The organism is Streptomyces arenae (assembly GCF_022343545.1).
Taxonomy (GTDB): Bacteria; Actinomycetota; Actinomycetes; order Streptomycetales; family Streptomycetaceae; genus Streptomyces; species Streptomyces humi.
On sequence record NZ_JAKQYH010000064.1, the window covers coordinates 271,533 to 296,711 of the forward strand.

General features: G+C 71.2%; 26 protein-coding genes. 13 read left to right on the forward strand and 13 right to left on the reverse strand.

The window, feature by feature from the left end:
• Positions 1–8: 8 nt before the first annotated feature.
• From MB828_RS29130 to MB828_RS29155, 6 genes are all read right to left on the reverse strand, one after another.
• Entirely contained in the window at positions 9–197 is a 189-nt protein-coding gene (locus tag MB828_RS29130; protein ID WP_301650790.1) for a hypothetical protein, read from the reverse strand.
• 104 nt (positions 198–301) lie between these two features.
• Positions 302–1,042 (reverse strand): FAD:protein FMN transferase, encoded by a 741-nt coding sequence (locus MB828_RS29135; protein ID WP_430381445.1) that lies wholly within the window; start codon positions 1,040–1,042, stop codon positions 302–304.
• 55 nt (positions 1,043–1,097) lie between these two features.
• Entirely contained in the window at positions 1,098–1,901 is an 804-nt protein-coding gene (locus MB828_RS29140; RefSeq protein ID WP_301650792.1) for an FMN-binding protein, read from the reverse strand.
• Positions 1,902–1,947: 46 nt separating this feature from the next.
• The gene (locus MB828_RS29145; protein ID WP_301650793.1) at positions 1,948–3,330 is read right to left on the reverse strand and encodes a ferredoxin reductase family protein; all 1,383 of its coding nucleotides are present in this window, start codon (positions 3,328–3,330) and stop codon (positions 1,948–1,950) included.
• A gap of 59 nt (positions 3,331–3,389) precedes the next feature.
• Positions 3,390–3,893, reverse strand: a complete 504-nt coding sequence (locus MB828_RS29150) for an FMN-binding protein (protein ID WP_301650794.1) — start codon at positions 3,891–3,893, stop codon at positions 3,390–3,392.
• Positions 3,894–3,903: 10 nt separating this feature from the next.
• Positions 3,904–5,259, reverse strand: coding sequence for a ferredoxin reductase family protein (locus MB828_RS29155; protein WP_301650795.1), 1,356 nt, complete (start codon positions 5,257–5,259; stop codon positions 3,904–3,906).
• A gap of 150 nt (positions 5,260–5,409) precedes the next feature.
• Here MB828_RS29155 and MB828_RS29160 point away from each other — a divergent pair, with 150 nt between their 5' ends.
• Together MB828_RS29160 and MB828_RS29165 are read left to right on the forward strand one after the other, a co-directional pair.
• Positions 5,410–6,150 (forward strand): response regulator transcription factor, encoded by a 741-nt coding sequence (locus MB828_RS29160; protein WP_133025938.1) that lies wholly within the window; start codon positions 5,410–5,412, stop codon positions 6,148–6,150.
• On the forward strand, positions 6,147–7,652 hold the full coding sequence (locus MB828_RS29165; protein WP_301650796.1) for a sensor histidine kinase: 1,506 nt from the start codon (positions 6,147–6,149) through the stop codon (positions 7,650–7,652). The genes MB828_RS29160 and MB828_RS29165 overlap by 4 nt, the downstream gene beginning before the upstream one ends.
• A 79-nt stretch (positions 7,653–7,731) precedes the next feature.
• Here MB828_RS29165 and MB828_RS29170 read toward each other — a convergent pair whose 3' ends face one another.
• The 3 genes from MB828_RS29170 to MB828_RS29180 form a co-directional block, all read right to left on the reverse strand.
• Entirely contained in the window at positions 7,732–8,436 is a 705-nt protein-coding gene (locus MB828_RS29170; protein WP_301650797.1) for a L,D-transpeptidase family protein, read from the reverse strand.
• 3 nt (positions 8,437–8,439) lie between these two features.
• Entirely contained in the window at positions 8,440–9,027 is a 588-nt protein-coding gene (locus MB828_RS29175; RefSeq protein ID WP_301650798.1) for a pyridoxamine 5'-phosphate oxidase family protein, read from the reverse strand.
• A gap of 119 nt (positions 9,028–9,146) precedes the next feature.
• Positions 9,147–10,013, reverse strand: a complete 867-nt coding sequence (locus MB828_RS29180; protein WP_301650799.1) for a hypothetical protein — start codon at positions 10,011–10,013, stop codon at positions 9,147–9,149.
• Between the two features lie 189 nt (positions 10,014–10,202).
• Here MB828_RS29180 and MB828_RS29185 point away from each other — a divergent pair, with 189 nt between their 5' ends.
• The 5 genes from MB828_RS29185 to MB828_RS29205 all read left to right on the forward strand — a co-directional run bounded on the left by MB828_RS29185 (position 10,203) and on the right by MB828_RS29205 (position 16,188).
• Positions 10,203–11,399, forward strand: coding sequence for an argininosuccinate synthase (locus tag MB828_RS29185; protein WP_301650800.1), 1,197 nt, complete (start codon positions 10,203–10,205; stop codon positions 11,397–11,399).
• Positions 11,400–11,498: 99 nt separating this feature from the next.
• Positions 11,499–12,932: an argininosuccinate lyase gene (gene argH / locus MB828_RS29190; protein WP_301650801.1), complete on the forward strand. Its 1,434-nt coding sequence runs from the start codon at positions 11,499–11,501 to the stop codon at positions 12,930–12,932.
• Positions 12,933–13,069: 137 nt separating this feature from the next.
• Positions 13,070–14,041, forward strand: a complete 972-nt coding sequence (locus tag MB828_RS29195) for an aldo/keto reductase (RefSeq protein WP_301650802.1) — start codon at positions 13,070–13,072, stop codon at positions 14,039–14,041.
• An 87-nt stretch (positions 14,042–14,128) separates the two neighbouring features.
• Positions 14,129–14,680, forward strand: coding sequence for a TetR/AcrR family transcriptional regulator (locus MB828_RS29200; protein WP_301650803.1), 552 nt, complete (start codon positions 14,129–14,131; stop codon positions 14,678–14,680).
• Positions 14,677–16,188, forward strand: coding sequence for an MFS transporter (locus tag MB828_RS29205; RefSeq protein ID WP_301650804.1), 1,512 nt, complete (start codon positions 14,677–14,679; stop codon positions 16,186–16,188). Before MB828_RS29200 ends, MB828_RS29205 begins: the two co-directional genes overlap by 4 nt.
• A 92-nt stretch (positions 16,189–16,280) precedes the next feature.
• Here MB828_RS29205 and MB828_RS29210 read toward each other — a convergent pair whose 3' ends face one another.
• Together MB828_RS29210 and MB828_RS29215 are read right to left on the reverse strand one after the other, a co-directional pair.
• Positions 16,281–17,921 carry a multicopper oxidase family protein gene (locus MB828_RS29210; RefSeq protein WP_301650805.1) on the reverse strand — a complete coding sequence of 547 codons (1,641 nt, stop codon included), beginning with the start codon at positions 17,919–17,921 and terminating at the stop codon, positions 16,281–16,283.
• A 191-nt stretch (positions 17,922–18,112) separates the two neighbouring features.
• Positions 18,113–18,784 carry a lysophospholipid acyltransferase family protein gene (locus tag MB828_RS29215; RefSeq protein WP_133025949.1) on the reverse strand — a complete coding sequence of 224 codons (672 nt, stop codon included), beginning with the start codon at positions 18,782–18,784 and terminating at the stop codon, positions 18,113–18,115.
• Positions 18,785–19,105: 321 nt separating this feature from the next.
• On the opposite strand from MB828_RS29215, the gene MB828_RS29220 reads away from it, so the two are divergent.
• From MB828_RS29220 to MB828_RS29230, 3 genes are all read left to right on the forward strand, one after another.
• Positions 19,106–20,287 (forward strand): glycerophosphodiester phosphodiesterase, encoded by a 1,182-nt coding sequence (locus tag MB828_RS29220; RefSeq protein WP_301650806.1) that lies wholly within the window; start codon positions 19,106–19,108, stop codon positions 20,285–20,287.
• A 74-nt stretch (positions 20,288–20,361) separates the two neighbouring features.
• A complete protein-coding gene (locus tag MB828_RS29225; RefSeq protein ID WP_301650807.1) occupies positions 20,362–20,868 on the forward strand; it encodes an RNA polymerase sigma factor in 507 nt (168 codons plus the stop codon).
• A gap of 44 nt (positions 20,869–20,912) precedes the next feature.
• Positions 20,913–21,410: a GNAT family N-acetyltransferase gene (locus MB828_RS29230; RefSeq protein ID WP_301650808.1), complete on the forward strand. Its 498-nt coding sequence runs from the start codon at positions 20,913–20,915 to the stop codon at positions 21,408–21,410.
• 116 nt (positions 21,411–21,526) lie between these two features.
• Here MB828_RS29230 and MB828_RS29235 read toward each other — a convergent pair whose 3' ends face one another.
• Positions 21,527–21,946: a hypothetical protein gene (locus tag MB828_RS29235; RefSeq protein ID WP_301650809.1), complete on the reverse strand. Its 420-nt coding sequence runs from the start codon at positions 21,944–21,946 to the stop codon at positions 21,527–21,529.
• Between the two features lies 1 nt (position 21,947).
• Entirely contained in the window at positions 21,948–22,307 is a 360-nt protein-coding gene (locus MB828_RS29240) for a hypothetical protein (protein ID WP_046726650.1), read from the reverse strand.
• A 69-nt stretch (positions 22,308–22,376) separates the two neighbouring features.
• Between MB828_RS29240 and MB828_RS29245 the strand changes: the two genes are divergently transcribed.
• From MB828_RS29245 to MB828_RS29255, 3 genes are all read left to right on the forward strand, one after another.
• Complete coding sequence (locus MB828_RS29245; protein ID WP_133025954.1) at positions 22,377–23,024, forward strand: HAD family hydrolase; 648 nt, start codon at positions 22,377–22,379, stop codon at positions 23,022–23,024.
• Positions 23,025–23,397: 373 nt separating this feature from the next.
• The gene (locus MB828_RS29250; protein WP_301650810.1) at positions 23,398–24,432 is read left to right on the forward strand and encodes a methionine ABC transporter ATP-binding protein; all 1,035 of its coding nucleotides are present in this window, start codon (positions 23,398–23,400) and stop codon (positions 24,430–24,432) included.
• On the forward strand, positions 24,429–25,154 hold the full coding sequence (locus tag MB828_RS29255; protein WP_133025956.1) for a methionine ABC transporter permease: 726 nt from the start codon (positions 24,429–24,431) through the stop codon (positions 25,152–25,154). Before MB828_RS29250 ends, MB828_RS29255 begins: the two co-directional genes overlap by 4 nt.
• Positions 25,155–25,179: the final 25 nt, after the last annotated feature.

Consider the following 25,179-nt stretch of genomic DNA (forward strand, 5'->3'; position numbering starts at 1 on the left):
CTCCGCGGTCAGTAGCCGTTGTGGCCGTGACGGTCGCCGTGGCCGTGGCCGTGGTGGTCGCCACCGAAGTGGCCGTGGTCGTGGTCGTGCCCGTGCCGGTCGCCGTGCCGGTCCCCGAACCGGTCGTCGCCGTGGCCGGACGAACGGTCGTCGCGGTCGCGATGCATGGCGGGCAGGAGATTGCTGAAGATGGCCATGGTGTTCCTCCCGAAACTTGCTTCACAGGGGATACGGGGGAGGAGGGAATTTGGATGGCGGTCCGGGGGAGAAAAGTGGGAAAACTTCGCGTCCGGCCCCCGCCTCAGCCCAGCCGCGACGCGAGACCCCCGGTGCACCGCACCTCGTCCCCCGCCGTGATCAGCAGCCCTTCCACCTCGGGCAACGACTCCAGGAAGGCCAGCCCGGCCCGCGACCCCATCGCGAACGCAGCCGTGGCCCAGCAGTCCACCCACGTCAGCCGCGGACCCACCACGGTCACCGCCACCAGGTCCGTCACCGCCGACTTGCCGGTCCGCGGGTCGACGATGTGCGCGCCCCGTTCCGCCGTTCCCGACGTCGCGACCGACAGCTCGGCCACGCCCGCCGCCGAGATCACCGCCGCCAGCCCGCCCGGCCGCAGCGGATCCGCGATCCCCACCCGCCACGCCCGCGTCGGCTCCGGCGCGCCGAACATCTGGACGTCGCCGCCACCGTTCACGCTGACGCCGCTCACCCCGGCCACCCGCGCCAGCGCCCGCGCCGCCCGCTCCGCCGACCAGCCCTTGACGATGCCGGTGGGGTCGAGCCGCCCCCGGTAGCGCGTGCTGAACCAGCCGTCGCTCACCCGCTCCGCCTCGGCGGCCAGTTCCAGCACCTCGGCGACCTCGGGATCGCACTCCGCGACGCCGATCTCCTCCCGCGCCAGGCGGGACACCTGGCTGTTCTCGCGGTAGGTGCTGAACACCTCGTCGACCCGGTGCAGCCCGGCGACCGCCTCGTCGAGGGCCGCGCGTACCGCGTCCGGATCCCCGCCGCGGACGTCGAAGGAGAAGACGGTCCCCATGACCTCCTCCGCGTGACGCACCGCGGCGGGAGCCTCCGCGGACTCCGCCACCGCCTCAGCCACCTGCCTGGTCCAGTGCCGACTGGAGGGACTGCTTGTAGCCGGTGCTGGTGTAGGTGGCTCCGGAGACCGAGTCGATGTTGGCGTTGCCGGCCGCCACCGCCTCCTGGTTGAGCTTCGGCACCGCCAGCGCGGTCTTCTGGTCGCTGAGCCCGCCCTTGGGCGCCTGTACCGCCTCCGCCTTGGTGATCTTCCCGCCCGCGACGGTGATCCGGACCTGGACGGCCCCGTACTGGGTCTGCGCGACCTGCCCGGTCACCGTCTTGGCCTGCGCGGACCCCGACGAGGAGGAACCCGAGGACGAGCCCGACGAAGAGGACCCCGATGAGGACGACGAGGACGCCGCCTCCTTCATCTTGTCCAGCGCCGACTGCAGTGACTGCTTGTACCCGGTGCTGGTGTACGTCGCCCCGGACACCGAGTCGATGTTCGCGCTCTGCGCCGCCACCGTCTCCTTGTTGAGCTGCGGCACCGACAACGCGGTCTTCTGGTCGCTGGTGCCGCCCTTCGGCGCCTGGATCGCCTGGGCCTGGGTGATCTTCCCGTTCGCCACGGTCAGCCGGACCTGTACGACCCCGTACTGCGTCTGCGTCGCGTCCCCGTCCACCGTGGTGGTCCCGGCCGCACCGGTGCCGCCCTGCGGCGACTCCTGCCCCGCCGCCGCGGCCGACGGAGCCGCGCCCGCCGCCGACGCGGACGCCGGGTCCGAGGTCGGCTTCAGCGACAGCAGCAGCACGACACCGGACACGGTCGCCGCGGTGGCCAGCACCACACGCCTGATGGGGTGACTCTTCCTCATCGTTCCCGAACTCCCGATTCCCTGGATTCCCGTGTGGTCCCGTCGCTCACATCTCGAACGACTCGTGATGGATGCGGCGGGCGGGGACCCCCGCGCCGCGCAGCGCTTCGTACACTCCCTGCGCGAACCCGGGCGGGCCGCACATGAAGACGTCGTGGTCGTCGATGTCCGGGATCTTCCGCTGGAGGTTCTCCGCGGAGATGTCAGGACGCTCGCCCTCCGGGCTGTTGACCGCGTACATCAGCCGGGCCCCGCGCTCGTCGGCGATCTTCGCGAGCTCGTCCCAGAGCGCCAGGTCCTGGGTGGTGTTGGCCCGGTAGAGCAGGGTCAGGTCGCCCGCGGCGCCGGGCAGCGTCTCGAACAGCGCCCGCATGGGCGTGATCCCGACGCCGCCCGCCACCAGCAGGACCTTGCCGCGGCTGCGCCGGGACGCGGTCATCGCCCCGTACGGCCCTTCGGCCCACACCTTGGTTCCGGGCCGCAGTTCGCGCAGCCGCGCGCTGTGGTCGCCGATCGCCTTGACGGTGATCCGCAACATGTCGGGGCGGGGGGCCGCCGACAGGGAGTACGGGTGCGAGCTGAACCGCATCCCGGGCGCCAGGAACCGCCAGCGGAAGAACTGGCCGGCCTCCGCGCCCATCCGGTGCAGCTTGCGCCCGCCGATCAGCACCGACACGATGCCCGGCGTCTCCTCGATGACCGCCTCGACCCGCATCCGGTGCCGCAGGTTGAGCCGGATCGGGGTGAGGATCCGGTACCAGACGACCAGCGCGGTGACGGCGCCGTACAGGCCGTACCAGAAGGTCTTGGCCATCGGGGTGAGGGCGAAGTCGTTGCCGGTGGTGATCTGGTGCCAGAACGTCAGGAACACCGCCGCGTACGTGAGCACGTGCACGTGGTACCAGGTGTCGTACGGCAGCCTGCGCCGGACCGGGCCGATCGAGGTCAGGCCGATGACGACGAACAGGCCGGTGCCGATGGCCGCCTTGCCCATGTCGGGGAGCTGGTTCACGGAGTCGATGGTCTGCTGGACGATGTCGTTCAGCGTCTTGCCCGCCTGGAGCGCGTAGCCCCACATGATGAGGAAGACGTGCGCGAAGACCAGGCAGAGCGTGTAGCGGCCGCTCATCGCGTGCCAGCGGGCGACGCGGTCGGAGCCGACCCGCCGTTCCAGCGCCGGCACCCGGGCCATCTGGAGCACCACGAGTGCCATCAGGTAGCCGGCCAGCAGGCCGGTGATGCGGCCCGCGTTGAGGATCTTGCCGTTCTGGTCGGCGATGGACGGGGTGTTGTGCCACCACAGCCAGAGCACGGCCGCCGCGCCCGCCCACACGGCGAGCAGCAGCGGTACGGCCGGGGAGCGGCGCGGGCGGATGCGGCGCATCGTCTGGCGGCGGGCGGCACGTCCGCCTGCGAGCGTGGTGGTCACGGTTCCTCCGTAGGGACTTGACCCTTGGCCCACAGGTACGTGCCGTGATGCCCGAGCGTTCAGAGTCCCGCGGAGTCCAGTGCGGACTGGAGTGACTGCTGGTAACCCTCGCTGGTGTAGGTGGCCCCGGAGACGGTGTCGATGCTCGCGCTCTGCGCCGCCAGCGCCTCGCTGCGCAGCTGCGGGATGGCGTAGCTGTTGATCTGCTGGTCCCGGGGGTTCTCCGTCGGGTACTGCACCGCCGTGACGTCGGTGATCTTGCCGTTCTTGACGGTCACCCTGACCTGGACGGGTCCCCAGCGGGTCTGCACGGTGTCCCCGGTGACGGTCCTGGTGCCGGTGCTGCCGCTCCCGGACTTGCCGGAGCCGCTGGAGTCGCTTGAGCCGCTGGTCGCGCCCGGTGAGGCGCTCGCGCTCGCCGACGGCGCGGGAGCCGCCGAGTCGGTGATCACGGTCGGGGCGGTGTGCGGCTTCAGCGCCAGCAGCATCACCATTCCGGAGACGGTCGCGGCGCTCGCCAGCACGACGCGGCGCAGTGGGCGGTTCTTGTTCAGTGCGTGCACGGCAGGGGCCTCACAGCTCGAAGGACTCGTGGTGGATACGGCGGTCGGGCACCCCGGCGGCGCGCAGCGCCCCGTAGAGCTCCTGGGCGAAGCCGTGCGGACCGCAGAGGTACACGTCGTAACCGGCGAGGCCCGGGAAGGCCGCCCGCAGCGACTCGGCGGTCAGCGCGGGGCGCTCGCCCCGCGGGCCGTTGAGGGCGTAGCGCACCTCGGCCCCGCGCCAGCGCGCGATGGCCTCCAGCTCGGCGCCCAGCGCCAGGTCCTCGGCGGTCCGTGCCCGGTAGAGCAGCGTGACCTCTCCGGGCAGGGTCTCGAAGAGCGCCCGCAGCGGGGTGACGCCTACGCCGGCCGCGATCAGCAGGGTGCGGTGGCCGCTCGCCCGGTCCGCGGTGAGGGAGCCGTACGGACCCTCCGCCCACACCCGGGTACCGGGGCGCAGCAGTGGCACGGCCGCGCTGTGGTCGCCCAGCGCCTTGACCGTGATCCGCAGCAGGTCGCCGCGCGGCGGGGCCGACAGGGAGTACGGGGTCGACGCCCAGCCCATGCCGTCACCGCCGAGGAACCGCCAGCGGAAGAACTGCCCGGCCCGCGCGCCCAGCTCCCCGATCCGCCGGCCCTGGACGACCACCGAGTACACGCCCGGCGCCTCCTTCTGCACCGAGTGCACCCGTAGCCGGTGCCGCAGGTTGAGCCGCACGGGCACCAGGATCCGGAACCACAGCACCAGCGCGGCGACCCCGAGGTAAAGCGCGTACCAGAAGGCGGTGGCGACCGGCTTGCCGTTGAGGTCGTTGCCCAGCGCCAGCTGGTGGAAGAAGGCGAGGAAGACGGCCGCGTAGGTGAGCAGGTGGACGTAGTACCAGAACTCGTAGCTGGTCCGGCGGCGCGCCGCGCGCATCGAGGTGATGCCGACGGCGAAGAGGATCACCGTGCCGGCGGTCGCCTTGAGCATGTCGGGGTAGTTCAGGACGACGTCCAGCGTCTCGTGGACGATCGAGGCGTGGTCCTGGGCCGCGTACCCGGTGAGGATCAGCACCACGTGCGCGACCAGCAGGCACACCGTGTACCGGCCGGCCATGGCGTGCCACCGGGCGACCCGGTCCGAGCCGACCCGCACCTCCAGCAGCGGCACCCGTGCCATCAGGCCGACGAGCACCGCGCAGGCGTATCCGCACAGCAGGCCCGCGATCCGCCCCGCCCCGGTCAGCCAGCCCGCCGCTCCCACGACCGAGCCGGTGTCCGACCACCAGAGCAGCACCACGGCCGCCGCACCGGCCCACAGCAGGGCGAGCACGGCGCCCGCGGGGGAGCGGCGCGTGGCCACGGGCACGGCGGGTGCCGTGCGCCGTTCGTCCACGGTCGTCATGGGTCGTGTCCTTTCTCCGTCCGGAACGCCCACTGTGCGACCCGAACCTCTGAGCCTCTTCTGAACGGGGCCTGCTGAGCCGGCTCAGAGGAAACTCAGAGCACCCGCGGTCACTCCCCGCTCCCGGCAGGAGGGATGCTGGGAGGCGCGATGAACACGACCCGCTCCGGCCGCCCCGCCCTCACCCGACCCGACGGCACCCCGCTCCGCGTCCTCGTCGTCGACGACGACCCGGACCTCGCGGAGGTGCTCACCGGCGCCCTGCGCTACGAGGGCTGGGAGGTCCGGGCGGCCGGCGACGGCGCGGCCGCGCTGGCCGCGGCCCGCGAGCTGCTGCCGGACGCGGTGGTCCTGGACGTGATGCTCCCGGACACCGACGGCTTCGCGGTCCTGCGCTCTCTCCACCAGGTCAAGCCGGACGTCTGTGTGCTCTTCCTCACCGCCCGGGACGCCGTGGAGGACCGGATCGCCGGCATCACCGCGGGCGGTGACGACTACGTCACCAAGCCCTTCAGCCTGGAGGAGGTCGTCGCCCGGCTGCGCGGCCTGCTGCGCCGCGCGGGCATGGCCCGCCAGCAGGAGGACGGCCCCCGGCTGACCGTCGGCGATCTCACCATGGACGAGGAGGCCCGCGAGGTGACCCGGGCCGGCGAGCTGATCGAGCTCTCCCCGACCGAGTTCGAACTCCTCCGCTTCCTGATGCGCAACCCGCGCCGCGTCCTCAGCAAGGCACAGATACTCGACCGGGTGTGGTCCTACGATTTCGGCGGCCGTGCCCACGTTGTCGAGCTGTACATCTCCTACCTGCGCAAGAAGGTGGACGCGGGCCGCGAGCCCATGATCCACACGGTCCGCGGCGCCGGGTACGTCCTCAAACCGGTGACCCGATGAACCCGCCACGACGGCTCCGGCACCCGCTTCGGCACCTGATCCGACGCCTGCCCCGCCCCCGCACCCTCCGCGCCCGCCTCACCGCGGGCCTGGTGGTGCTGCTCGCGGTGAGCTGCGCGGCGGTGGGTGTCGCGGCCGTGGTCGAACTGGACGGCTTCCTCACGGGGCGCCTGGACCAGCAGCTCCAGCAGGCCGGTCCGAGCTTCCCGCAGTCCCTGGAACACGGGAAGTACAAGCCCAGTGACCGGGACGGCGACGAGCACGGCGACACCCGCCGCCAGGCCTCCGGCACCTTCGGCGCCCGCCTGCTGAAGGGCCGGGTCACCAACGCGGCCCTGATCCCCTCCGGAGCCGACCCGGACCTCACCGTCGCCCTCACGGCCCGGGACCGCGCCGTGCTCGCCGGACTGCCGGTGGACGGCCGCGGTCACACGGTCCGCCTCGCCTCGATCGGCGCCTACCGGCTGCTGGCCTGGCCGGGCCGGGACGGCGACGTCCTGATCACCGGCCTGCCCCTGGAACCGGTACACGCCACCGTCCACCGCCTGGAGCTGGTCGCCGCGGCCGTCTTCGGCCTCGCCCTCGCCGCGGCCGGGGTGGCCGGCGCCCTCTGGGTCCGGTGGTCCCTGCGCCCGCTGAGCCGCGTCGCGGACACGGCCACCCGGGTCAGTGAACTCCCGCTCGCCAGCGGCGAGGTGGCTCTGCCGCCCCGCGCCCCCGAGTCCGACCCCCGCAGCGAGGTCGGCCGGATGGCCACCGCGTTCAACCGCATGCTCGGCCATGTCGAGGACGCCCTCACCAAGCGCCATGCCAGCGAGGAACGCCTGCGCAGCTTCGCGGCCGACGCCAGCCACGAACTGCGCACCCCGGTCGCCTCGGTCCGCGGCCACGCGGAGCTGGCCCTGTTCCACCCGGGCCCGGTGCCCCCCGAGATCACCCGGGCCCTGGAGCGCATCGCGGCCGAGTCCTCCCGCATGGGCGAGATGGTCGACGACCTCCTCCTGCTGGCCCGCCTGGACGCGGGCCGTCCCCTGGAGAGTCACCCGGTCGACCTCACCCGGCTGGTCCTGGACGCGGTCACGGACGCCCGCGCCGCGGGCCCCGACCACCGCTGGACCCTGGACCTCCCCGAGGAACCGGTCACGGTGACCGGCGACACCCACCGCCTCCATCAGGTGCTGGCCAACCTGCTGGCCAACGCGCGCCTGCACACACCTGCCGGCACGAAGGTGACGGTGACCCTGGAGACGGACGCCGCGGCGGCGGTCCTCCGGGTCCACGACGACGGCCCGGGCATCCCGGAGGACATCCAGCCCGGCGTCTTCGAACGCTTCACCCGAGCCGAACACCGCCGCCGCCCGGACGCGACGGGCGCGGGAGCGGGCCTGGGCCTGTCGATCGTGGCAGCGGTGACAGAGGCACACGGGGGAACGGTGACCGTGGAGAGCCACCCGGGCTCAACGACGTTCACTGTGCGGCTGACGCTAGGGTCACCCACCTAGGGGCGCGGGGAACTGCGCGACCAGCCACGACGCACCGGCACCCGCCAACGCACCCGTACCCCTACGGCGCAACGCAACCTCAGTACCGGGTAAGAGCGGTATCCCCGCCCACCGTCCCAATGGCAATATGCGGCCCCTTCTTCGGATCCGCCCACTCCAGAATCCGCCGCATCGCGTCCTCCGGCACCGACACGCACCCCGCCGTCGCCCCCGCCCCGTTGACGTGCAGGAAGATCCCGGCCCCCCGCCCCCGCACGGGCTGCGCGTAGTTGAACCCGATCACCAGCGCGTACCCGTACTGCGTCGTGTACGAGGACAGCTTCTCCGACTCCGCGGCCCGGCAGTCGGACGGCAGCGGTTGCACCCAACGGTTGTAGGACGCCGAGTCGTTGTCCTGGCACCACCACGACTCCGCCGTCACCGGCCGGTACTCGACGGAGGTCCCCGCCGGCGCCGCCCTGATGCCGAACCCGAACGGCAGGTCGTACAGCCCCGTCGGCGTCGTGTTCGTACCCTGCTGCCGCCCGGCCCCCTCGACCAGCCCCTTCGCCCCGAACCGGGCGTCGGCGGACCCCACCTTCACCCACGTCCCGTCCTGCCGCTCCCACCACGTCAGCGTCCCCGACGTCGAGCTCGTCGCGGACGCCTCGGCGGTGATCAGCTGGCTGCCGCCGCCCGTGTCGGCCATCCGGGCGGGCAGCGGCGACGCGTCCCCGTCCCCGCGGGCCGCACCGAGCAGCAGCAGGGAGGCGGAGACAAGGGTCACGGCAAGGACTGGGCGCATGGCTCAGACGCTAGACGGAGGCAGCGGCAACGGCAGCCCGGGTAGGCCGTCCAGGCTCAGCGCGATGTGTTCCTTCTTCTCGAAGTACGCGCTCAGCGAGGCGTCGTCCTCGCGCGCGAAGCGCTTCTCGTGCAGCTCGCGGTCGGCGTCGTAGGCCATGTAGGGGACCGCGTAACCACAGCTGTCCCGGATGAGTTCGGCGTGCACGACGATGACCGCGCGCAGACCGTGCCGGGTCGGGTCGATGTCCGGGAAACGGCTGAGGAGGTCCCCGAAACGGGGATCGTCACCGAAGACCGGCTCACCGCGGCCGTGCACCCGCACGATGTTCGGCGGGCCCTGGAACGCGCACCACATCAGGGTGATGCGGCCGTTCTCCCGCAGATGGGCGATGGTCTCCGCGTTGGAGCCGGCGAAGTCCAGGTAGGCGAAGGTGAGTTCGTCCAGTACGACGAAGGAGCCCTTGAGCCCCTTGGGTGAGAGGTTGACCGTGCCGTCGCCCGCGAGCGGGGCGGTGGCGGTGAAGAACAGGGGCTGTTCCTCGATGAACGTGCGGAGCCTGCCGTCGATGCGTTCGTAGGTCTTTCCCATACCCGGAAATTATCCGCGCGGTTACTTCGCCCGTCTAAGGGTTTCCGGGATCCGGACAGGGTCCACCGTGGCCGCCCCGGCCGGCGCTGTACACGGGGCGGCCACGGCTGCCTGTCACGTCACTTGGTGAGCGTGCAGGCGGCCAGGGAGTCGAGGCCGGTCGGCTTGGTGGAGGTGCGGCCGATCGCGATGGCGATCCGGTCGATGGTCGACTTCCGCTTGTCCGCCAGCGGGCCGAGGATCGCGTTCTGCACGAAGTTCGGGCCGCCCTGGCCGACCGTGCTCTGGAGCCGGTTGTTGGCCTCCTGGATCTGCGTCTGGAGGAGCGTCAGGTTACGGGTGACCTCGGCCTGCGCGGACGCGGGGATCGCCGGCAGCTTCGAGGCGACGTCCGGGCAGGTGATCGTGCCGACGGCGGTGCTGCCCGTGTTCGTGCCGGTGCCGCCGGTCGACTGCTGCTGGGTGGCCGCCGTGCTGGGCGCCGCGGAGGCCGCCCCCGTCGCCGTACCGCTGCCGGTGTTCGTGCTGGTCCCGCTCGCGTTCAGGGTGCACGGCGCCAGCGAGTCCAGGCCGGTCGGCTTGGCCGCGGTGCGGCCGATCGCGGTCGCGATCCGGTTGATGGTGGCGACGCGCTTGTCCTTGAGGGGACCGAGGATCGCGTTGTTCACAAAGTTGGGCCCACCCTGGCCCACGGTGTCGACCAGCCGCTTGTTGGCCTCGTCGATCTGCGTCTGGAGGAGTGTGAGGTTGCGGGTGACCTCGGCCTGCGCGGTGGCGGGGATCGCCGGCAGCTTGGAGGCGACGTCCGGGCAGGTGATCGTGCCGGGCGAGGCGGCGAGGGTGCGGGCATTGCTGGTGTCGCTGCTCTTGTCCGGCGTTCCGGCGAGGGCCGAACCGGCGATGACCGCACCGGACAGCGCCACGGCGGCAGCGCCGCCGATGAGCGCGACACGACGCTTGTTGTACTTCGGAAGAGCCCTGGACATGCGGATGCCTCACTTGGGTCAGAGGTGGGTTTACAAACGCGGCGCCAGCGTTCAGGGATGGGTACGGGAAAGCGGTTTCGTTTGTTCAAGCCTCTTTCGGAATCCTGTCCGCGGCCGGGACGGATTGACGAATCATGCAGAGCTCTGCATACTCATGCATAGCAAGCGGATGTACGAGAGGAGGGACCCATGACCGAGCGCGTCGTACTCGCCTACTCGGGCGGGCTGGACACCTCCGTCGCCATCGGCTGGATCGCCGAGGAGACGGACGCCGAGGTCATCGCCGTCGCGGTGGACGTCGGCCAGGGCGGCGAGAACCTGGACGTCATCCGCAAGCGGGCCCTCGCCTGTGGTGCGGTCGAGGCCGAGGTCGCCGACGCCAGGGACGAGTTCGCCGAGGAGTACTGCCTCCCGGCGATCAGGGCCAACGCCCTCTACATGGACCGCTACCCGCTGGTCTCCGCGCTCTCCCGGCCGGCGATCGTCAAGCACCTGGTGGCCGCCGCCCGCAAGCACGGCGCCTCCACGGTCGCCCACGGCTGCACCGGAAAGGGCAACGACCAGGTCCGCTTCGAGGCCGGCATCGTCGCCCTAGCCCCCGACCTGACCTGTATCGCCCCGGTCCGCGACTACGCGATGACCCGGGACAGGGCCATCGCCTTCTGCGAGGCGAAGAACCTCCCGATCGCCACCACCAAGAAGTCCCCGTACTCCATCGACCAGAACGTCTTCGGCCGAGCCGTCGAGACCGGCTTCCTGGAAGACATCTGGAACGGCCCGATCGAGGACATCTACGAGTACACGCAGAACCCGGCAACCCCGCGCGAGGCCGACGAGGTGGTCATCACCTTCGAGGCGGGCGCCCCGGTCGCGATCGACGGCAGGCCGGTCACCGTGCTCCAGGCGATCCAGGAACTCAACGAGCGCGCGGGCGCCCAGGGCGTCGGCCGCATCGACATGGTCGAGGACCGTCTGGTCGGCATCAAGTCCCGCGAGGTGTACGAGGCCCCGGGCGCGATCGCGCTGATCACCGCCCACCAGGAGCTGGAGAACGTCACCGTCGAGCGCGAACTCGCCCGCTACAAGCGGCAGGTGGAACAGCGCTGGGGCGAACTCGTCTACGACGGCCAGTGGTTCTCCCCGCTCAAGCGCGCCCTGGACGGCTTCGTCAACGAGGCGAACCAGCATGTCACCGGCGACATCCGGATGACCCTGCACGGCGGCCGCGCGGTCGTCACCGGCCGCCGCTCGGCGTCCTCCCTCTACGACTTCAACCTCGCCACGTACGACACCGGCGACACCTTCGACCAGGCCGCGGCCAAGGGCTTCATCGACATCTACAGCCTGTCGTCGAAGATCGCCGCACGGCGTGATCTGCGGGCGTAGCCCGGCGTGACCTGTCCTGAGCAGTAACGTGACGACCGCCTCCCCGTTCATGGCCGGGGAGGCGGTGCCACATCCGTATCTCTTCTAGGAGCAACGCAAGTGAGCAGCAACAGCGGTGACGTACGGCTCTGGGGCGGCCGTTTCGCCGACGGTCCCGCCGAGGCCCTGGCGAAGCTGTCCGCGTCCGTCCACTTCGACTGGCGGCTGGCGCCCTACGACATCGCCGGTTCGCGTGCCCACGCGCGCGTGCTGCACAAGGCGGGCCTGCTCACAGCGGACGAGCTCCAGCGCATGATCGCCGGGCTCGACCAGCTGGAGGCCGACGTCGCCGACGGCTCCTTCGTGGGCACGATCGCCGACGAGGACGTGCACACCGCCCTGGAGCGCGGCCTCCTGGAGCGCCTCGGCCCCGACCTCGGCGGCAAGCTGCGCGCCGGCCGTTCCCGCAACGACCAGGTCGCCACCCTCTTCCGGATGTACCTCCGCGACCACGCCCGCGTCATCGGCGGCCTGATCGCCGACCTCCAGGACGCCCTGATCGGCCTCGCGGAGACCCACCCGGACGTGGCGATGCCCGGCCGCACCCACCTCCAGCACGCCCAGCCGGTGCTCTTCGCCCACCATGTCCTGGCCCACGTCCAGTCCCTGTCCCGGGACGCGGAGCGGCTGCGTCAGTGGGACGACCGCACGGCCGTCTCCCCGTACGGCTCCGGCGCGCTCGCCGGCTCCTCCCTGGGCCTGGACCCGGAGGCGGTGGCGGCGGACCTCGGCTTCGAGCACGGCAGCGTCGGCAACTCCATCGACGGCACGGCCTCCCGCGACTTCGTCGCCGAGTTCGCCTTCATCACCGCGATGATCGGCGTGAACCTCTCCCGCATCGCCGAGGAGGTCATCATCTGGAACACGAAGGAGTTCTCCTTCGTGACGCTGCACGACGCGTTCTCCACGGGCTCGTCGATCATGCCGCAGAAGAAGAACCCGGACATCGCGGAGCTGGCGCGCGGCAAGTCCGGCCGCCTGATCGGCAACCTCACCGGACTCCTCGCCACCCTCAAGGCGCTGCCCCTCGCCTACAACCGCGACCTCCAGGAGGACAAGGAGCCGGTCTTCGACTCCTGCGACCAGCTGGAGGTCCTGCTCCCCGCCTTCACCGGCATGATGGCCACCCTCACCGTCAACCGCGAGCGCATGGAGGAACTGGCCCCGGCCGGCTTCTCCCTCGCCACCGACATCGCCGAGTGGCTGGTCAAGCAGGGTGTGCCGTTCCGCGTCGCCCACGAGGTGGCCGGCGAGTGCGTGAAGGCCGCGGAGGCCGAGGGCAAGGAACTCGACGAGCTGACGGACGACCAGTTCGCGAAGATCTCCGCCCACCTGACCCCCGAGGTCCGCACGGTCCTCAACGTCCCCGGCGCCCTGGCCTCCCGCAACGGCCGCGGCGGCACGGCCCCGAGCGCGGTCGCCGTCCAGCTGACAGAGGTGAAGGCGAACGTGGCCACCCAGCACGAGTGGGCGGCAGCGAAAGCGCCCCTTTAGGGGCGCGGGGAACTGCGCGAGCGACCACATCGCGTCCGCACCCGCCAACACACCGCACCACCCGAGCTCATGGGCGAAGGTCATCACGGGTTACGTTGGTCAGGAGCCGAACCGGAGCCGACCCAACGGAGCCCGCGATGCCCTTCGCCCGACTGGCAACAGCGACCACCCCCACCTGCCACATCGGCCTCGGCCTCGCCGCAGTCGGCCGCCCCGGCTACATCAACCTCAACCGCGAGGAGGACCTCGGCGCGGACCGCAGCGTCGAAGCCCTCCGCACCCGCACCCACGAACTCCTCGACGCCGCCTACGCTCAGGGCGTCCGCTACTTCGACGTGGCCCGCTCCTACGGCCGCTCCGAGGAGTTCCTGGCCGACTGGCTCACCGCGAACCCCGGCGTGGACGACGTGGTCGTCGGCAGCAAGTGGGGCTACACCTACACCGCCGACTGGACCACGGACGCCGAGAAGCACGAGGTCAAGGACCACAGCGTCCAGACCTACGACCGCCAGCGCGCCGAGACCGCCGAGCTCATCGGCGACCGCCTCGACCTCTACCAGATCCACTCGGTGACCCCGGACAGCCCCGCCCTCACCGACAAGGAACTCCACGCCCGGCTCGCCGAAGCCGCCGCCACCGGCGTCACCGTCGGCTTCTCCACCAGCGGTCCCGCCCAGGCCGACGCCATCCGCGCCGCCCTCGCCGTGACGGTCGACGGCGAGCCCCTCTTCCGTACCGTCCAGTCGACGTACAACGCCCTGGAGACCTCGGCGGCCCCCGCCCTCGCCGAGGCGCACGACGCCGGACTCACGGTGATCGTGAAGGAGGGCATGGCCAACGGCCGGCTGGCCGCCCCGCACGCCCCCGACGCCCTCAAGGCGGTGGCCGAGCAGACCGGCCTCGGCTGTGACGCCGTGGCCCTCGCCGTCGTACTGCGTCAGCCCTGGGCCGGGGTCGTCCTGTCCGGGGCCGCCACGCTCACCCAGCTCGCCTCCAACCTCCACGCGGCCGTCATCGACCTGGACGAGGACCAGTTGGCCCGTCTCGTCGCGCTCACCGAGGACCCGCACGTCTACTGGGAGCGCCGGGGCAGCCTGCCCTGGCACTGAGCGCCGGAACCGCCGCCGACCACCCGTTCTTGAGTCACGCATGCCCACAGTGAGACAAAGATGTCTCATGTGGGCTACCCTTGTCTCATGGCCCTCGACCGTGACCACGTCCTCCGCAGCGCCGCCGCCCTGCTGACCCGCAAGTCCACGGCGACCATGGACGAGGTCGCCAAGGCGGCCGGCATCAGCCGGGCCACCCTGCACCGGCACTTCGCGGGGCGCGACGCGCTGGTCCGCGCGCTGGAGGCGCTCGGTATCGCGGAGTGCGAGGCCGCCCTGGCCGCGGCTCGCCTGGACGAGGGACCGGCGGCCGACGCCGTGCACCGTCTGGTCCGCGAGATCGAACCGGCCGCCGGCCTGCTGGCCTTCCTCTACACCGAGAACCAGCTGTTCGAGGGCGAGGGGCAGAACCAGGGCTGGAACAGGATCGACGACCGCATCGCGGCCCTCTTCCGGCGCGGACAGCGCAGCGGCGAGTTCCGCATCGACCTCACGCCCGCCTGGCTCACCGAGGCGCTGTACGGCCTGCTGGCCTCCGCGGCCTGGGCGGTCTCCGAAGGCCGCGTCGCCCCCAGGGACTTCACCCACATGATCGTCGAGCTGCTGCTCGGCGGCGCACGAAGAAGAGAGGAATCATGAGCAGCGCCCTGCGGCCGGCGGTCGCCACGGAGACGGAGCAGCGCCCGGGCCGGTGGCTCGCGCTCTCCGTCCTCGTGCTCGCCGTGCTGCTGGTGGCCGTCGACGCCACCGTCCTCGGCCTCGCGACCCCGTACATCAGCGAAGACCTCGACCCGTCAGGCACCCAGCTGCTGTGGATCGGTGACGTCTACTCGTTCGTCATCGCCGGTCTGCTGGTCTCCATGGGCAGCCTCGGCGACCGCATCGGCCGCAAGCGGATCCTGCTCGGCGGCGCGACGGCGTTCGGCGCGATATCCGTCCTGAACGCGTACGCGACGACCCCGGAGATGATGATCGCGGCCCGTGCGCTGCTGGGCGTCGCGGGTGCCACCCTGATGCCCGCCACCCTCGCCCTGATCCGCAACCTCTTCCACGACCCGCGCGAACGCAGCCTCGCCGTCGGCGTGTGGGGCGCCGCGGCCTCGGCCGGTACCGCCGTCGGCCCGATCGTGGGCGGCTTCCTGCTCGAACACTTCTGGTGGGGCTCGGTCTTCCTGATCAACCTGCCGGTCATGGTGGTCCTGGTCCTGGTCGGCATCCGGACGCTCCCCGAGTCCCGCAACCCCGACCCCGGGCCGTGGGACCTGGCCAGTGTCGTCCTGTCGCTGGTCGGCATGATCGCGCTCGTGTACGCGGTGAAGGAGGCCGCGGCGCACGGCCTCACCGCGGTGACCGCCGCCGCCGCGCTGCTCGGTGCCGCGGCCCTCCTCGGGTTCGTCCGCCGTCAGCTCACCATGCCCAAGCCCCTGCTGGACATGCGGCTGTTCCGCAGCCGTGGCTTCAGCGGCGCGGTCCTGGCCGACCTGCTGACCGTGCTCGGCATGTCGGGCCTGGTGTTCTTCCTCTCGCAGTACCTGCAACTGGTCCAGGGCAGGCCCCCGTTCGAGGCGGGCCTGGCCGAACTCCCGGCGGCCGTCGGCGCGGTGGCGGCGGGGCTGGTGGCCGGCCGCGCGGCCCGCCGGCACTCGGTCCGGGCGGTGGTCTCCGGCGGTCTGACGGCCGTGGGTGTGGCCCTCGCGGCCCTGACCACCCTCTCGCAGTCCACCGGCTACCCGATCCTCGGCGCCGCCCTCCTGGTGGTCGGCGTGGGCGCGGGTTTCTCCTTCACGGTCACCGCGGACGTCATCCTGTCCAGCGTCCCCAAGGAGCAGGCGGGCGCCGCCTCGGCGGTCTCCGAGACCGCGTACGAACTGGGCGCGGCACTCGGCATCGCCCTGCTCGGCTCGATCGTGATGGGCGTCTACCGCGACTTCGCCTCCCCGGCGGGCACCCCGGCCGCCGCCCACGAGTCCCTCGGGGCGGCGACGGAGGCGGCCAAGGCCATGCCGGCCGACCCGGCGGCGCAGATGCTGACGGCAGCCCGGGACTCCTTCGTCCACGGCCTCCACCTGGCCTCGGGCGCGGGCGCGGCGGTCCTCCTGGCAACGTCGGCGGCAGCCTGGTTCCTGCTCAGGAACCAGAAACTCTGAACACCGCCCCAGGGACAAGCGCCCCGTAAGGGGCGCGAGGAACTGCGCGACCAGCCCCCACCCCCCCCCGCACCCGAAGGACGACCGGCACCTCACCTCCTGTAACCCAGCACCGTCATCATCCCGCTCTCCGAGTGGTACTGGTTGTGGCAGTGCAGCATCCACAGACCGGGGTTGTCGGCGTCGAAGTCGAGCACCAGCTTGCGGTGCGGCAGCACGATCGTCGTGTCCTTGCGCGCCCCGGTCGAGCTGATGCCGGTCACCGCGAACGTGTGCCCGTGCAGATGCATCGGGTGCCACATGTCGGTCGCGTTGATGAGCGTCAGCCGCACCCGCTCCCCGGCCCGCACCGTGTGCCGTTCCCGCACGTCGTACGTCTTGTGGTCGAACCCCCAGTCGTACCGCTGCATGGTGCCCGTGATCCGGATGCGCAGCTCGCGGTCGGGGTGCCGGTCGTCCATGGCGACGGACTCGGCCGGCTCCAGCCGGCGCGCCGGCACGATCTCGCGGTCCAGCTCGTTCGGGCGGGCATCCGGCGCCGGAAGGTTTCTGCCCTTGTCGGTCCGGAGGATCGCCACCCCCTTGCCCTTCTTGCCCTCGGCGAGCGCGACCAGGGGGAAGACACCGTCCTTGGCGGTGACCAGCACGTCGTACCGCTCGGCCATGCCGACGAGCAGCGCGTCGGTCCTGCGGTGCTGCACGGGATAGCCGTCGGTGTGGGTGATGGTCATGGGGTGGTCGCCGAGCGCGACCCGGAAGGCCGTCTCGGAGCCCGCGTTGATGATGCGGATCCGGATGCGGTCGCCCGGGCGGCAGCGGAAGACGGAGGGGTCGGTGCGCAGCCGTCCGTTGATCAGGTAGTGCGGATAGGCGACGTTGCCGCCCTCGCCGTGCAGCATGGGGCTGTGGGAGTCCCGCAGCACGCGGTCGGGACCCAGCGCCTTCTTCGCCCCGGGCGAGGACTTGGACCGCGGCGCGGCGGCACTCGCCGACCCGTGGTGACCGGGGCCGTCGCGGCCCGGGCCCATGCCCATCCCCATCTTCATCCCCCCGCCCGGCTTGAGCTGTTCGAGCACCTGGTCGGGGGTGGAGCCCTCGATGTCGTCGACCCAGTCGTCCAGGACGACGACCCACTCCTTGTCGTACTTCAGCGGTTCCCTCGGGTCGTCGACGATGAACGGCGCGTACAGGGCACGGTCGGGCTGCATGCCGACGTGCGAGTGGAGCAGGTACGTGCCCGGGTGGGCGGCGGTGAACCGGTAGATGAAGTCCGTGCCCGGCGCGATGGGCGCCTGGGTCAGGTCCGGGGCACCGTCCATGTCGCAGCGCAGCCGCACCCCGTGGGCGTGCAGTGTGGTCTTCTCGATCAGCCGGTTGCTGAGGGTCAGACTGAGGACGTCACCGGCGGTGACCCGCACCAGTGGCCCCGGCACCGACTCGTTGTACGCCCAGCTGTGCACGGACCGCCCGCCCAGGTCCAGCATGCTCTCGGCGGCCGTCAACCTGACCATGCGCACCGGGCCGGACCCACGCCTGCGCTCGGTCGCGAGCACCTCCGGGTCCGACGGGTTGACGTACCCCTTGGGTCCCTGGGGGACGAACGCTGCGGTGCCGGCCGTGTGCTGTGGGCCGGAGCGGGGTTCGGAGCCGGAGTCGGAACATGCCGCCAGGAGTCCCGCGCCCGCGGCGGCGAACGGAGCACGGAGCAGGGTACGCCGAGAAGGTTTCTGCATGTCTGAATAAGACATGCTGTGTGCTCATATGGCCGGTAAATGCGAAGGAACGACCGAAGTGTCGGGCCAGATTCCACCGGCAGGCGGACCCCGGACGGGGGCGGCCGGATGTCAGGCGGATGGCAGACAAAAGGGCACGGACCGACGGCCCGTGCCCATCCCCCGAAAGAGTGTCAGAAGCTCACCCGTGCTCAGGCGGCCTTCGCCTTGGTGGCGTACATGTCCACGTACTCCTGGCCGGACAGCCGCATGACCTCGGCCATCACCGAGTCGGTCACCGCCCGCAGCACGTAGCGGTCCCGGTCCATGCCCTCGTACCGGGAGAACTCCATGGCCTCGCCGAACCGGACGGTGACCTTGCCGGGCCGCGGGATGCCCTTGCCGCCCGGCTGCAGCTTGTCCGTGCCGATCATCGCGAACGGCACCACCGGGGCGCCCGTCATCAGCGTCAGCCGCGCGATGCCCGTACGGCCCCGGTACAGCCGGCCGTCGGGGGAGCGGGTGCCCTCCGGGTAGATACCGAAGATCCGGCCCTCGTCCAGGACCCGCTTGCCGGTCATCAGCGCGGCGACACCGCCGCTGGCGCCGTCCCGGTCCACCGGGATCATGCCGACACCGGTGAAGAACCAGGCCATCAGACGGCCCTTGAAGCCCTTGCCGGTGACGTACTCGTCCTTGCCGATGAAGCACACCTGCCGCTTGCTGACCAGCGGCAGGATCATCGAGTCGATGAAGGTCAGGTGGTTGCCGGCGAGGATGACCGGACCGTCCCCCGGGATGTGCTCCACGCCCTCCACCTGGGGGCGGAACATCAGGCGCATGATCGGTCCGAGCACTGCCTTGATGAGCGCGAAGCGGGACAACGGGTCCTCCGATGTCGAGGGGCGGTATGAGTCTGTGCAGGTGAGGACATTACTCGCGGCTGTGCGGGAAGCGCACATCGGGTACGGCCGGTTCACCGAGGTCTTACGTACTGTTGACGCTGGTTTACCTGCGGTGGCGTCCCGGAGACAGGCGGTGACCGGACTCGGCCATGTGACGGAAATCGCCGACGGACCGTCACGAGGTGCCGTCCAGCAGCCATGCGGAGTCACCCGGCCGTTGGGCCTGCGGTCTCCCTTCGGTCACGTCCGCACCCCTACGATCGGCCCGCATTCGACAGCGCGGACGGCAGGAGAGCGCTCATGGACAACAACGACTCGAACGAGCGGACCCAGGTGAACGGCACGACCGGGCGGCGGGCGCTGCTCGGCGCCGCGGTGCTCGGCGCCGGCGGAGCGGTCCTCGGACTGTCGGGCACGGCCAGAGCGGCCGAGGCCAGGCAGGCCGGACACGGCGCCGGCCTCAAGAGCCTCCCGAAGCCGACGATCATCGGCCACCGTGGCTCCAGCGGCTACCGCCCGGAGCACACCTTCGGCTCCTACGACCTGGCCCTCGACCTCGGCGCCGACATCGTCGAGGCGGGCGACCTGGTCCCCACCAGGGACGGCCACCTGGTCTGCCGTCACGAGCCGGAGATCGGCGGCACCACGAACGTCGCGGACCACCCCGAGTTCGCCGACCGCAGGACCACCAAGACCCTGGACGGCGTCCCCACCACCGGCTGGTTCACCGAGGACTTCACGCTCGCCGAGCTCAAGACGCTGCGCGCGGTCGAGCGCATCCCGGCCAACCGCCCGCACAACACGCTCTACAACGGCCGCTGGGAGATCCCCACCTTCGAGGAAGTCCTCAAGTGGCAGGACGAGCAGACCCGCAAGCGCGGCAAGCAGGTCTGGATCTACCCCGAGACCAAGCACCCCACCTACTTCCGCAGGCTCGGCCTGGGGCTCGAGGAGCGGGTCGCCAAGCTGCTGCGCAAGCACGGCAAGGACAAGCGGAACTCGCCGGTCATCCTCCAGTCCTTCGAGCCGACCAGCATCCAGCGCCTGAACACGCTGGTCGACAACCCGCTGGTCGTGCTGCTGTCCGCGGCGAACACCCAGCCCTACGACTTCGTCGCCACCGGTGACCCGCGCACGGTCGCCGACCTGATCACGCCCAAGGGCCTGCGGGAGATAGCCGGTTACGCGCAGGGCATCGGCCCGACCCTCGACCTGGTCATCCCGAAGGACGCCAACGGCGACCTCACCAAGCCGAGCACACTGGTCGCGGACGCGCACAAGGTGGGTCTGATCCTGCACCCCTACACCATGCGCAACGAGAACCCGTTCCTGCCCCCGGCCTTCCGCAAGGGCAGCGCCGCGGACGCCTACGGCACCGTCTTCCCGGTCTTCCAGGCGTACTTCGAGACCGGCATCGACGGTGTCTTCACCGACAACGCCGACACCGCCCTGCTGGCCCGCGCCGACTTCGTCAACGGCTGAGCCCCCGCCCCCCGTTCGGGGTGTCTCCCGGCCGCCCCGGCAACCTGCCCCGGGGCGGCCGCGTCGTTCCGCGTATGACGTACGACCTGGTCACCGCCCTGCGCCCACTGCTCAGCGCCGAGGCGTCCGCCGAGGCGCATGCCGCCGGGAGCGACCCCGGCGACCTGGAGCAGAGCGTCTGGCTCCGCCTCCTGGAGCGCCTGGAGACCCACGGCCCGCCCCACGCCCCCGAGGACTGGCTGCGCCGGGCCGTCCGCGCGGAGTCCCGCCGCGCCCGCCGTACCGCACGGAACGAACGCCCCTACGGCACCGAACCCGCCGACGCCGCCGCGGCCGGCCCGGAACAACTCGTCCTGGCCACCGCCCGGCACCGCGCCCTGCGGGCCGCGGTCGCCCGTCTTCCCGGCCGCTGCCCCCGGCTGCTCCAGGCCCTGTTCTCGGCACGTGACCTGACATACCGGGAGATCGCGGGGGAGTTGGGTATCTCACAGGGCAGCCTGGGACCGGAACGCTCCAGATGTCTGGGATGTCTGCGCCGATTGTTGACGCCGGAGGTTGCGTCCCGCGAAGTGCGGGGATAGGAGTGAGGACGACAGGCGATCAGGTGAGCGGGAGGCGTGCGCACATGGGCATGAGCGTGACCATCTCGGTGGCGACCGAGCAGGATGCAGAGCAGATCTTCAGGCTCCAGTACCTGTGCTTCCAGGGCGAGGCGGCGCTGTACGGGAACTACCGCATCGACCCGCTCGTCCAGAGCCTCGACTCGGTCCGCCAGGAGCTCGTCTCCGACTGCGTCTTCGTGGCCCGCCTCGGCGAGGAGGTCGTCGGCTCGGTCCGCGGCGCGGTCACCGAGGACGGCGCGGCCGCCATCGGCAAGCTCTGCGTCCATCCCCGCCTCCAGGGCCACGGCATCGGCGCGAGGCTGCTGCGCGCGGCCGAGTCCGCGCTGGTCGAGGAGCGCGGCGCCAAGAAGTTCCGCCTGTTCACCGGCCACCGCAGCGAGGGGAACCTGAGGCTGTACCGCCGCGTCGGCTACGAGACGGTAGGCACCTCGAAGGGCGCGGACGGAGTGACGATGATCGTCCTGGAGAAGCCGGCCGGCACATACGCAACAACGGCCTGACTTCAAAACGCCCGGAACTGAAGCGCCCCGATAGGGGCGCTGGGGGTACCCCCGGCCGAAGGCTGGGGGAGGAACTGCGCGACCAGCCACAACGCACCGTCAGTCGCGCACGTTCCTCAGGCCGCAGCCCCTTTCGCGCCCTTCCGCAACCAGTACAGGGCGGAAAGCGGCAGCAGCACAGGGATGAACACGTACCCCATACCGAAGTCCGACCACACGGTCGCGTCGGGAAACGCTGACGGTTCGACCAACGTCCACGTGCCGACCGTCAGCACCCCCACCAACTCCGCCGCACAACACACCACGGCGACCCGGCGGGCCGTCTCGCCGCCCCGCACCAGCGTGTACGTGATGAACCCGTACACCACCCCCGCGACAGCGGACAGCGAGTACGCGAGCGGCGCCCGGTCGAACTCCGTCGCGATCTGGTAGACGGACCGCGACACCGCCCCGACGACCATCACCCCGTAGAACCACACGAGCAGCGTGCCCGGCCCACTGGTCAGCCGCTTCGGCTTCTCCTCCACCGCCGTCATCTCAGCCTCCCCAGATGTCATAGAGCCGCACCTCCAGCACGGCCAGCACCACTCCGCCCGCGGCGACCGTCACGGAACCCCACCGGGTCCGCTCGGCGAGCGACATGAACCCCGCGGCCGGCACACACGCGAACGCCCCCAGCAGATAGGCGACGAAGATCGTCGTCCCCTGGTCCGGCTTGCCGCCCCGCGCCAGCAGCACGATCCCGGCCACCAGCTGGACCAGCGCCAGCACCGTCACCACGGCCATCCCGATGAAGTGCCAGTCCTTCGTCGGCTGGTCCCGGTACGCCGCCCACCCGCACCACACGGCGAGCAGCAGCGCGGCGACACCGGTCACCAGCAGCAGGGCATTGAGCATGCGGTGACCTTATTACGGCCGAAAGGGCGCGATGCCGTCGCCCCTGCCGTACGCCGTAGGGTCGAGACCATGACGATCCACGCACAGGCCCTGCTCTTCGACAACGACGGCACCCTCGTCTCCTCCCTCGACTCGGTCGACCGCTGCTGGACCCGCTGGGCCGCCGAGTACGGGATCACCCCCGAGGAGTTCGCCCGCGTCGAACTGCACGGCCGGCCCGCCGCCGAGATCGTCGCCGACCTGCTGCCCCCGGCCCGCGTGCCGGAGGCCGTCGCCAGGGTCGAACAGCTGGAGGTGGAGGACGTCCCGGGCGGTGTCCACCTGCTCCCCGGCACCGCCGCCCTGCTCGACGCCGTCCCCGCCGACCGCTGGGCCGTCGTGACCTCGGCCACCCGCCGGCTGGCCGAGGCCCGCCTGGACGCGGTGGGGATACGCCCGAAGACGCTGGTCTCCGCCGACGACATCACCCGCGGCAAGCCGGACCCCGAGCCGTACCTCCTCGCCGCCCGGCAGCTGGGCGTCGACCCGGCCCACTGCGTCGTCTTCGAGGACGCCCCGGCCGGACTCCAGGCGGGCCGCGCCGCCGGGATGCGGACCGTGGCGTTGACCACAACCCACCAGCGGCACGAACTGGTCGCGGACCTCGTGGTGAAGGACCTCTCGGCCTTGTCGGTACTGGTCACCGCCCGGGGCATGGAGATCGCCGAGCACGTCTGACGGCTGTCCGCCGCTGTCCAGGATGCGGACAGCGGCGGCCTGTCAGGACCGTAGGTCTGGTTTACTGATCGCATGACCACGACGAGCGACCGCACCCCGGCGACCGAGGCGACCATGACGCCCGGTGCTCGTTGTATGTGTCGAATGTGCGCCTTCTAGAGGGCCCCCGCACCACCCCCGAGCTCGCGCCCCGAAGCGAGACAGGTGGCATGTCCGTACGACGCCCCGACGCCCGTACGTGACGCAAGCCGCCCCGCGCACATGTTCTCCCCGGTTCAGCGCCTCCGCGAGAACCGTGCCGCGTCCCTGAACGAACGCATCCGTGCGCCCGGGCACACCCACGCCCGCGCACTCGACAGTGACGGAAACCCACGTGATCACCACAACGGGCCTGACCAAGGTCTATCGCACCCGCGGCCGCGAGGTGACCGCCCTCGACGGCGTCGATCTGCACGTCCGCGAAGGCGAGGTGTACGGCGTCATCGGCCAGTCCGGCGCCGGCAAGTCCTCGCTGATCCGCTGCGTCAACCTGCTGGAGCGCCCCACCGCCGGGACGGTCACCGTCGCCGGTCAGGACCTCACCGCCCTCGCCGGGCGCGGTCCCCGGGCCGGCCGGGAACTGCGGCAGGCGCGCAGCCGTATCGGCATGGTCTTCCAGCACTTCAACCTGCTGTCCTCCCGGACCGTCCAGGACAACGTCGAGCTGCCCCTGGAGATCCTCGGAAAGTCGGGGAAGGAACGCTCCCGCAAGGCGCTCGAACTGCTCGACCTCGTCGGGCTCGCCGACAAGGCGAAGGCCTACCCGGCCCAGCTCTCCGGCGGCCAGAAGCAGCGCGTCGGCATCGCCCGCGCGCTGGCGGGCGACCCCAAGGTGCTGCTCTCCGACGAGGCCACCAGCGCCCTCGACCCGGAGACCACCCGCTCCATCCTCCAGCTGCTGCGCGACCTGAACCGCCAGCTGGGCCTGACCGTCCTGCTCATCACGCACGAGATGGACGTCGTGAAGACGATCTGCGACTCCGCCGCCCTCATGGAGAAGGGGCGGATCGTCGAGTCCGGGACCGTCAGCGAACTGCTCGGCACCCCCGGATCCGAACTCGCCGCCGCGCTCTTCCCGGTCGGCGGCGAGGCCTCCGGCGACGACCGCACCGTCCTCGACGTCACCTTCCACGGCGAGGCCGCCACCCAGCCGGTCATCTCCCAGCTCTCCCGCACCTACAACATCGACATATCGATCCTCGGCGCCGCCATCGACACCGTCGGCGGCCTCCAGATCGGCCGGATGCGCATCGAACTGCCCGGCCGTTACGAGGACAACGTGGTGCCCATCGGCTTCCTGCGCGAGCAGGGTCTCCAGATCGACGTACTGGGCCGGGAGGCCCTGCTGGTGAAGGACGGTGCCCAGTGACCTGGTCCGAGATGCAGCCGCTGCTGTCCCAGGCGTGTTGGGACACCCTCTACATGGTCGGCTGGTCCACGCTGATCGCGGTCGTCGGCGGACTCCCGCTCGGCATCCTCCTGGTCCTCACCGACCGCGGCGGACTGCTCCAGAACGTGCTGGCCAACAAGGTCATCGGGCAGATCGTGAACATCGCCCGCTCGATGCCGTTCATCATCCTGATGGTCGCGCTGATGACCTTCACCCGCTGGATCACCGGCACCACCATCGGCCGTGAGGCCGCCATCGTGCCGCTCGCCATCGGCGCCATCCCGTTCTTCGCGCGCCTGGTCGAGACGGCCGTCCGCGAAGTGGACGGGGGACTCGTCGAGGCCGTGCAGGCGATGGGCGGCAACACCTGGACCGTCGTACGCAAGGTCCTCGTACCGGAGTCGCTGCCCTCGCTCATCGCCTCCACCACGACCACGATCGTCGCCCTCATCGGCTACTCCGCCATGGCCGGCACGGTCGGCGCCGGCGGTCTCGGCGACATCGCCATCCGCTACGGCTACCAGCGGTTCGAGACCGAACTGATGTGGATCACCGTGGCGATCCTCGCCGTCGTCATCTCGCTGATCCAGTTCGCCGGCGACTACGCGGCCCGCTCGCTGCACCGTCGCGGCGGCCGCTCGGGCCCCGCCCCGAAGCTGCGTCTGCTGAAGGCCTCGACAGCCACGAGCAAGACCGTCTGACCCTCCCCGATTTCCCCGCACCACC